A 6,520-nucleotide genomic window follows, 5' to 3' on the forward strand; every position below is an offset into this window, starting at 1 on the left:
CAATTGATTTATAGCCTTTGATGCCCCTAAAAGTTGGCCTTGTAGGCTGCGGAGCCATAGGTTTTGAGATCGCGTCTGCAATAGACCGCGGGGAGATCGATGCGGATCTTGCAGCTGTCTTTGACAGGAACCCCAAGAACATGAGCAGACTCATAGAGGCCATGAGAAAGAGACCAAAGGTTGTGGAGCTCGATGAGCTCGTGGAGCTCTCAGACATCGTCGTCGAGGCTGCATCTCAGGCTGCTGTCCCCCAGGTCGCAGAGGCCGCTCTCAAGCGCGGAAAGGATATCATGATCATGTCTGTGGGCGCGCTCATGGACAGAGAGCTTTACAGAAGGATATGCTCGATGGCTGCATCCACTGGCGGCAGGGTGTACATACCCTCAGGCGCCATAGCAGGACTCGACGGGCTGAAGTCCGCCTCGATCGGTCGTCTGAAAAGAGTCGTCCTCACCAGCACAAAGCCGCCCGCCGGCCTTGAGGGCGCGCCGTATGTGGTCGAGAAAAATATAGATCTCCGCTCATTCAGGGAGCCGACTTTGATCTATGAGGGACCAGCCTCCGAGGCAGTCAGGGCGTTCCCTGCAAACGTCAACGTCGCGGCGACGCTGAGCCTCACATACGGGCAGGATGCATGGGTCAGGATAGTGGTGGATCCAAATGCCACACTGAACGTCCATGAGGTGGTCGCGGAGGGTGATTTCGGGAGGATGGTGACGAGGGTTGAGAACGTCCCATCACCCAGGAATCCCCGGACGAGTTACCTCGCCGCCCTCTCAGCTATAGCTACTCTGAGAAACGCGACGCTGAACGTCAGGATCGGCACTTAATGGAGGAGATTATGAGCAACCCTGATGCGCTTGTTCTCATGGGATGCCCTGAGGTGCCGGTTCAGATGAGCCTTGTGCTCTACCTCTCGGGGGCTCTTAGGGATAAAGGGGTTGATGTTTTCATCGCTGGAAATCCTGCAGCGCTCAACCTCGCCAGGGTCGCAGATCGGAAGAGGTGCTACCTGGGAAGGTTGATTGAGCTTGAGAGGACGATAGCGGATATCGTTGAGGGAAGAAGATCGTTCGGCACCTGCTTTGCCTTCGCTCACAACGATGCCGGGATCACATATGCTGCCACTGTCAGGGCGCTGCTGCCTGAGTCAAAGCTCTTCCTGATAATCTTCGGCAGGAATGCGGAGGAGCTTGCTGGCACTGTCGATTTCGATGCGGAGAAGATCGTGGAGAGGGCGGTCCACAACCCTCTCGGGCTCAGGAAAAAAATTGACGGGGTGCTGGCATGGGCTGTATAGAGATGCTCAAACCCCAGGTTCTGCTGAGAGGTATATCGTTCAGAGAGGCCAGGGAGTACATAGAGTCGAGCTGCGACGAGTGCTATCATTTCCAGCCGGGGTTCAGGCTCTTCGGGGAGTACATAATAGGGGTGCCGCCGATAGCTGTTGGCATCATGAAGGACGGAAGTGTTGTGTTTCCGTACACAAAACCATGCCACGGAACCTTCGTGCTGAGACACAGGGACGAGGCGGAGGCGGAGCGGGTCAGGAAGCTGGGAAGAGAGGAGGTCATGAGATCCCTGAAGAGGCGTTGACCATGCGGATAAAGATCAGGGCGTTTGCCGGGTTCAGGGAGATCCTGGGAAAGGAGATGATGGTTGAGATCGGGAGCGGATCTAAAGTATCGGATCTCATAAACCACCTCTGTGAGATAAAGCCGGAGCTCAGTGGGGCGCTCTTCTCCGATACAGGAGAGCTCAGGGATTACTTCATGATCATGCTCAACCGGAGGAGGCTGAATCTGCCGGAGGATCTCAAGGCAGACCTCTCCGATAACGACGAGGTGGCCATATTCCCGCCTGTGGCAGGTGGTTGATTGATATCAGATAGCGAGATAGATCTGGGTACGATCCTTGGCAGCTCCATAAAACCTGAGACTGGCGCTGTTGTCGCATTTGTTGGGGTGGTGAGAGCCGATCCGGGTGTCAGAGGGCTGGAGGTGGAGGCGTATGAGGAGGCAGCTCTGGAGGAACTCCGGAGAATAAAAGAGGAGGCTATCGCCCGCTTTGGAGTCTCCTCTGTTGATGTGGCGCACAGGACGGGGCGGCTCTCGCTGGGCGAGGTGATTGTTGTGGTGGTATGCGGATCATCCCACCGGAGGGAGGCTTTCCAGGCTTGCGAGTATGTTATCGACGAGCTGAAGAGAAGGGTTCCGATATGGAAGAAGGAGCAGACGGAGGATGGGGAGAGATGGGTGAGAGGAGATGCATGCTGATAATAACCACAGCGCCTCCCGGAGACGCGGATCGTATAGCACAGTCCCTTGTTGAGGAGCATCTGGCAGCATGTGTCAGTGTGATCCCGGTCAGATCGCATTTCATCTGGGAGGGAAAGATCTCCAGGGAGAACGAGGAGATGCTCTTCATTAAAACAACATCCGATGCAGCAGATAGAGCATGCATGCGGATCCTGGAGCTCCACAGCTACCAGCTGCCCGAGATCATAGCTCTGGAGATCGCGGATGGGCATGAGCCGTATCTGAGATGGATCCATGAGTCTGTGCGGTGAGTGTGCTGATGACCTCTGTTCTCCGGAGACCAACATTCAGGATGCTCAGGGAGGTTGTGGTGGGCCATATTCCCAGGAAGGCTGATGTGTTTGAATCGTCGGAGTGGCAAACTCCGGGACTCGCGCCAGTGTCGATCAGCACTGCATCTCTCTGCGAGATTACCGGTTCGCCGGATCACCGGGATGAGCCTCCACGGATTTTCATGTCCCTTAGCAGCCCTGCATGTCGTTCACGTCGCACTAACTCAGGAACCCCTTTGGATAGATTACAATGGTGGTGCATTGCATAAAGCAGAAACCGGAACCCTGGTACAGCGAGGGGCTGCGGTTTGAGTGCATTCGGTGCGGCAGGTGCTGCAGGGGCCCGGGAATCGTCTGGATCTCTCCCGAGGAGTGCAGCGCGATCGCGGATTTTCTGGGTCTCTCTCATGATGTGTTCGTCAGGGAGTATCTTCTGGAGTGCGAGCACGGCTTCGTCCTCAGGGACCGTCTGGATATGGGCTGTGTGATGCTGGAGGGCGATCGATGCATCATCTACCCAGCACGACCTCTCCAGTGCAGTAGCTACCCCTTCTGGGCGGAGATCCTGGAGAGCAGGGATGCATGGCTCTCTGAGGCATCAAGATGCCCTGGCATCAATCGAGGCCGCCTCTGGAGCTTCAGGGAGATACGAAGCAGGACGCTGAAATAACGAGCGCCCCGGGACATGCGAAAGCATCACAAGTTCATCATTGCGCACACACGCATGCCACAGTTGTGGATAACATCAGTATTTGCTCGATATCGTGAGCGTGCTTGAGTTACTGATCAAGTGAAGCCGCTATCATCGGGCATAGTCGTTCCTCCAGAAATCTCCCATAGGGCGATTTACCTCAACATATTGAGCATGTTCTGGCATCATGCCATTGGACGCTGATTCCCTGAGAGCCCATTCAGTCATTCGCGCCTGGGGCCTGCTCCTAATCCATCCTATGCTGCTCATTTAAAGCGTAACCGCAACTGTTAAATCCGATTCTCGCCATTCGCGGCCTCGATTGTACAGAGTTGTCCATGAATGCCAGAAATCTGGTAATAAGATCTGCCGCACACCACGGCAGATTCAGAGGGCTGGTGGAGAATGATGTCCAGGTATCACAATGAACGGATGGAGACTGCATCCAGAGAGGAGCTGCGCGATATCCAGACTGAGGGGCTCCGCAGGACTGTGCATTACGTTTACGAATCAAATCCTGTTTACAGGAAGCTCTTCGACGATCACGGGGTCTCGCCCGAGGAGATCAGAACTCTGGATGATCTCCAGAGGCTGCCGATGATGAACAAGGAGCTGCTCAGAGAGAACTACCCTCTGGGGCTCAGCTGTGCTCCCAGGGAGTCGATCGTTGAGATGCACATGTCGAGCGGCTCCACGGGGACCCCTGTGATAATGCCGTACACTGATGGGGACCTCGCACAGTGGGCGGAATGCATGGCGAGGTGTTACACGATGTCCGGCGCCAGAAGGGGCGATGCTGTGCAGATCACGCCACTCTTCGGGCTGTTCAACGGCGGCTTCGGCATGTACCACGGCGCAAGGGCCGCAGGCCTTTTTGTCATACCCGCAGGCCCCGGAAACACTGCAAGGCAGATAAGGCTCGCCAGAGATCTCAGGACCAGAATCATCACCGGGGTTGTGAGCTACGGCTTGCGCCTGATCGAGGTGATGAAAGAGCTAAACGTGGAGCTGCCCGATCTCGAGATCGGGATATTCGGAGCGGAGACGTTCTCTGATGCGATGAAGAGGAGAATCTCCACAGGTCTCGGCGTGGAGGTCTTCGACATATATGGAATGACAGAGACAGGCGGAGTCGGAACCCTCGGGATGGACTGCATGGCGCACGATGGCATACACGTATGGGAGGACCATTACATCGTGGAGATTGTGGATCCAAAGACTGGAGAGCCTGTGGAGGATGGCGAGCCCGGGGAGCTTGTCGTTACCTCGATCACAAGAGAGGCGCTCCCTGTGATACGTTTTCGCACCGCAGATCTCACCAGAATCATCTCGCGGGAGCGCTGCGATTGTGGCAGAACGCACATCAGGATAGCGCCCATAACAGGCAGGCTGGACGACATGATCATAGTGAAGGGCGTGAACTTCTTCCCGAAGCAGGTTGAGCAGGCGCTGATGCAGATCCCCGGCGTCGGGTCGAACTACCAGATCATCGTCGAGGAGGTCGATGGCGTCAGGGATATCAGGATCAACGTCGAGGCAGAGCCATGGGTGACGGGGTACACAGTCGAGAAGGCGCTCAAGGAGGCTCTTGGCTTCAGCCCGAAGGGCGACGTCTTCCCCATAGGGTCTCTCCCGAGAAGCGATGGCAAGGCCCAGAGGGTCATCCACAAGAAGCGTCAGACTGGATAAGGTTAATCATCATCCGAGTTTCCCCTATGGATATGCCAGATGTATCGATAATCTCAGGATCAAAATCGGATCAGCATGTCGTGGACAGAATTCTGAGAGTGCTTGATGAGGGCGGAGTGAGCTACGAGCACAGGGTCATCTCTGCGCACAGGAACCCAAAGGAGCTCGATCAGTACATCGAGAGCACGGATGCAAGGGTATTCATAGCTGTCGCTGGAATGTCGGCTGCACTCCCCGGTGCGGTGGCCGCCAGGACCGAGAGGCCTGTGATAGGTGTGCCGGTGGGTGGAAAGCTCCTGGGAATAGATGCGCTTCTCTCCATAGTCCAGATGCCTCCCGGCGTGCCTGTTGCATGTGTCGGGATAGATGCAGGGGAGAATGCCGCATTACTGGCCCTGCGGATGCTAAAATCCTGAAGATAGCTATTTATACCAAGCCGTTGATAGGGGTCACAAAGGTGGGATTAGGATGTACAAGCGTATTTTGATTGCCACAGATGGCTCCGACAAGTCCAGACTGGCTGCGCAGGAGGGGCTTGAGCTTGCGAAGGCTCTGGGTGCGGAGGTCCTGGCGCTTTACGTGGTCAACGAGGTAGTCATAGCGAGCGCTGTAAGGCAGCTGGGTGCCGACAAGAAAGAGGTCGAGGCAAAGCTGCAGAAGCAGGGCGAGAAGGCGCTGGATGACATAAAGGAGATGGGCGAGAAGATTGGCGTCAAGGTCGAGCCTGTCATAAGGATCGGTGCACCTGCAAATGTCATCATAGATGTGGCCAGAACCGAGAACATCGACTGCATCGTGATGGGCAGCCACGGCGAGAGCGGCGTATCGAAGCTTCTCATAGGCAGCGTGGTCCAGAAAGTCTTATATTGGGCAACAACTCCTGTCCTGGTAGTGAGATAGATGACTGGCGGAGAGTTCGTCATAGCCGATTCGATGGTGTTTGGCGCATTTGCAGTTGTGTTTGTCGTTGGTACGCTCCTGGCTTATCTGGTCATAAGCCTTATAGGGGGCAGTTGAGGCGGGCGTGCGTCTTCGGAACAGCCGCCTCATGTCAACGTTTTTGATTCATTTTTATTGAGAGCTGGGCCGGGCTCATGCTGATCGTTTCCTGCATCTGCGAGAGGCCCAGCTCACAGGGATCTGGCATGCCACAGAAGGGGCCTGCCAGAATGATGAAAACAGCGCATGTAATAAAAGACGTGCCAAACGGATGAAGGTGTACGGTGTGCGGATTCGCACAAGATCATGGCAGTTTAGCTCTTTCATGGTAAGCGATGAATGGAGTTATAGGGCGGCAATTTGGAGGAATACTATCGCGTTCGCTCTCATGCATTCAACAACTTGTGGGTCATGCCTGGAGGTTGCTGAACGCAATCATTCCCCCGGAAGGAGGGCAGAGCAGGAGCGGTGTCTCTTTGGGCAAGTCATCAGATGGATAAGAGCGATCGCGTTTATGTGCATCATGCCTTGGTCATTGGTTAAGGATTTTATGTAAATATAGTGATCATGAAATTTGACAAATTGAGATCTCTCCATAGTGGAGAGTTTGA

10 protein-coding genes are annotated in these 6,520 nt (G+C 55.1%); all 10 read left to right on the forward strand.

Going from position 1 to position 6,520, the window contains the following annotated elements; translation table 11 throughout:
* Nucleotides 1-20: 20 nt before the first annotated feature.
* The 10 genes from QHG98_05240 to QHG98_05285 all read left to right on the forward strand — a co-directional run bounded on the left by QHG98_05240 (nucleotide 21) and on the right by QHG98_05285 (nucleotide 5,870).
* A complete protein-coding gene (locus tag QHG98_05240) occupies nucleotides 21-830 on the forward strand; it encodes an aspartate dehydrogenase (GenBank protein ID MDH7597133.1) in 810 nt (269 codons plus the stop codon).
* 11 nt (nucleotides 831-841) lie between these two features.
* Nucleotides 842-1,300: a DUF1890 domain-containing protein gene (locus QHG98_05245; protein MDH7597134.1), complete on the forward strand. Its 459-nt coding sequence runs from the start codon at nucleotides 842-844 to the stop codon at nucleotides 1,298-1,300.
* A complete protein-coding gene (locus QHG98_05250; protein ID MDH7597135.1) occupies nucleotides 1,288-1,596 on the forward strand; it encodes a DUF1894 domain-containing protein in 309 nt (102 codons plus the stop codon). Before QHG98_05245 ends, QHG98_05250 begins: the two co-directional genes overlap by 13 nt.
* Nucleotides 1,597-1,598: 2 nt before the next feature.
* The gene (locus QHG98_05255; GenBank protein MDH7597136.1) at nucleotides 1,599-1,877 is read left to right on the forward strand and encodes a MoaD/ThiS family protein; all 279 of its coding nucleotides are present in this window, start codon (nucleotides 1,599-1,601) and stop codon (nucleotides 1,875-1,877) included.
* Entirely contained in the window at nucleotides 1,878-2,276 is a 399-nt protein-coding gene (locus QHG98_05260) for a molybdenum cofactor biosynthesis protein MoaE (protein MDH7597137.1), read from the forward strand.
* On the forward strand, nucleotides 2,252-2,569 hold the full coding sequence (gene cutA, locus QHG98_05265; GenBank protein MDH7597138.1) for a divalent-cation tolerance protein CutA: 318 nt from the start codon (nucleotides 2,252-2,254) through the stop codon (nucleotides 2,567-2,569). The genes QHG98_05260 and cutA overlap by 25 nt, the downstream gene beginning before the upstream one ends.
* Nucleotides 2,570-2,840: 271 nt before the next feature.
* A complete protein-coding gene (locus tag QHG98_05270; GenBank protein MDH7597139.1) occupies nucleotides 2,841-3,260 on the forward strand; it encodes a YkgJ family cysteine cluster protein in 420 nt (139 codons plus the stop codon).
* Between the two features lie 429 nt (nucleotides 3,261-3,689).
* On the forward strand, nucleotides 3,690-4,970 hold the full coding sequence (locus tag QHG98_05275) for a phenylacetate--CoA ligase (GenBank protein MDH7597140.1): 1,281 nt from the start codon (nucleotides 3,690-3,692) through the stop codon (nucleotides 4,968-4,970).
* A 32-nt stretch (nucleotides 4,971-5,002) separates the two neighbouring features.
* The gene (gene purE, locus QHG98_05280) at nucleotides 5,003-5,386 is read left to right on the forward strand and encodes a 5-(carboxyamino)imidazole ribonucleotide mutase (protein MDH7597141.1); all 384 of its coding nucleotides are present in this window, start codon (nucleotides 5,003-5,005) and stop codon (nucleotides 5,384-5,386) included.
* A 52-nt stretch (nucleotides 5,387-5,438) separates the two neighbouring features.
* On the forward strand, nucleotides 5,439-5,870 hold the full coding sequence (locus QHG98_05285) for a universal stress protein (GenBank protein ID MDH7597142.1): 432 nt from the start codon (nucleotides 5,439-5,441) through the stop codon (nucleotides 5,868-5,870).
* Nucleotides 5,871-6,520: the final 650 nt, after the last annotated feature.

The organism is Methanothrix sp. (assembly GCA_029907715.1).
Taxonomy (GTDB): domain Archaea; phylum Halobacteriota; class Methanosarcinia; order Methanotrichales; family Methanotrichaceae; genus Methanothrix_B.